Source organism: Litorimonas sp., assembly GCA_029936425.1.
Lineage (GTDB): Bacteria > Pseudomonadota > Alphaproteobacteria > Caulobacterales > Maricaulaceae > Litorimonas.
Window position 1 is genome coordinate 1 of the sequence record JAPYSU010000077.1, and the last position, 1993, is coordinate 1993.

The window sequence follows — 1993 nt, forward strand, 5'->3', positions numbered from 1 at the left end:
GTGTTATTGATTTGGGAAAAGAAGAAGTCAACAGGTTGAATAATGCGGTCTCAGCGGGATTTGTAACCTGCTGACTTTTCTGGTTTTATCATGCGATATGCAAATTTGATAACTGTAATATGAAGCCGGCGCGTTCATTGGATATTCGAGCCGGCTCCCTAATACCTGTTATGTCTGAGGAGGAGAGTCCGTGACCATATCCATAGGCACGGTGATGGGCGGGCCGGAATCCCTGCCATGCGAAAGCGCACTAAAGAGCGTGTGGGGATACTTCAAGAGCAATGAAAGTCAGCCCTTCCTCAACGTCGTATTCCACTTTCCGGGGTCGCTGATCAGCCCGCCCTATACTGGCCTCCGTACTGGACGGTTTTCCTCTAAAGAGCAAGGGTTCATGATTCAGGTCGCGGTTCCCGAGGAAGTAGCACAGAGCGCGGATAAGGAAGCAGCGTCTGAGTTTTTTCTCAGCGCGATTGAGGAGGCACTTAAACTGTCGGAGTCGCGCTGGAAGAAGCACAATATCTCGTTTCCATATGGCGCCGCCCGGGAGCAGATAAACCTTGCTCGGAAAGAGCTACTTGATTAATGACGGATATAACAAGCCAAGCCAGCAGGACTTATTTTGCTGTCGCTTCGCTCCAAAACGCAAAATAAGCCCCAGCTTGGGGCGTTAAATCTTGGGGTGACTTCGAGGATGAAGCCAGTAATCAAAATAGAATCTACGGATCAGGATGAGTGGTTGAAATCCATTTTGGATGTTATTACAAAAAATTGGGGAAAATTGGGGACACGCATGAATTGGCGGATTTCCTAGAGGCTCTATAGCGCATTACTGATGTTGGACTGACGTTAAGGGCCACGGGAGTCAGGTCTGCCCCGTGCCTCCACAACGGGCTAAACATAGCTAATCGCACCCCGCCCCCGATTATACCGCACATCAATGAATCCAGTGGCGGAGCTGGCAAGAAACATCACTAAGTCCACACCTTTCTGCGTGGCCGCCAGGCGGCCACGGGGGTTGGGGAGTTCATTGTTTCGAACCCCGAGGTTGATGCATAAGGGAGCAGAATTACAGCCGCCATACAAACCCGGTTTTCTGCTCGGAGGTCTTCCACAGTGTGGATGCCATTTCCGTGTTGAGCGCCACCGGATCAAGGGCGCATTCGCCCACTGGGCCGACCGTATCCACGCGTTTTGTCGGGCCATAGAGTGTTTCCGTTTCCAGGTCGCTTTCCGTTGCACACATGACTTCCGGCCACGCGCCTTTTTCCGCAGATTGGGCGATGAAGCGGGAAAGCAAGGACCAGAGTATTTTATTGAAGGTGCTGGCCGTATCCATCAACAAATTGGTCCGTGATGCACCGGGGTGACAAACAAAGACACCTACCTGCTTTCCGCCAGCATGGATGCGACGTTGCAGTTCATAAGCAAACATCATTTGCGCCAGTTTGCTCTGTGCGTAGGCATTCCAGGCGGTATAATTGCTATCAAAATTCAGATCGTCGAACTGAATTTTCTTTAAGCCCATTTTATAGGCATTGCTGCCAACGACCACGATACGGCCGGCGGATTCCTCAATGCGCTCAAACAGCAGACCGCTCAGCAAAAAATGGCCAAAATGGTTTACGCCAAGTTGGCTTTCAACGCCGTCCGGGGTGATCTCCTGCTTGGCTACTTGGGCAATGGCACCGTTGCAAATCAAGGCATCAATCCGGGGCACGGTTTCCAGCACTTGTGCCGCTGCCTTACGCACGGAATCCTGCATAGCAAGATCCAGCTGAACGAAAGAAACATCCACGTTGTTGCCAAAGCGCTGTTTCAAGGCTGCGATAGCGGCAGCCGATTTGTCTGGATTGCGATTCATCATCACGACCCGGGCGCCTTTCGCCAACAAAATGCCGCTGGCTGCAAACCCGGCGCCGGAATTGGCCCCGGTGATCACGTAAGTCTTGCCGTCCAGGGAGCCGATACGTTTTGGCGTCCAGCCCTCATTTCC

Annotated in this window: 2 protein-coding genes; one reads left to right on the forward strand and one right to left on the reverse strand. The window is 52.1% G+C overall.

What is annotated here, in order from left to right:
- Positions 1 to 190 precede the first annotated feature (190 nt).
- On the forward strand, positions 191 to 583 hold the full coding sequence (locus ACN0IC_RS15185; protein ID WP_039926588.1) for a hypothetical protein: 393 nt from the start codon (positions 191 to 193) through the stop codon (positions 581 to 583).
- A 483-nt stretch (positions 584 to 1066) separates the two neighbouring features.
- On the opposite strand, the gene ACN0IC_RS15190 is transcribed toward ACN0IC_RS15185, so the two are convergent.
- Positions 1067 to 1993, reverse strand: a 927-nt coding sequence (locus tag ACN0IC_RS15190; protein ID WP_416879597.1) for an SDR family oxidoreductase, incomplete at its 5' end; no start/stop codon positions are given.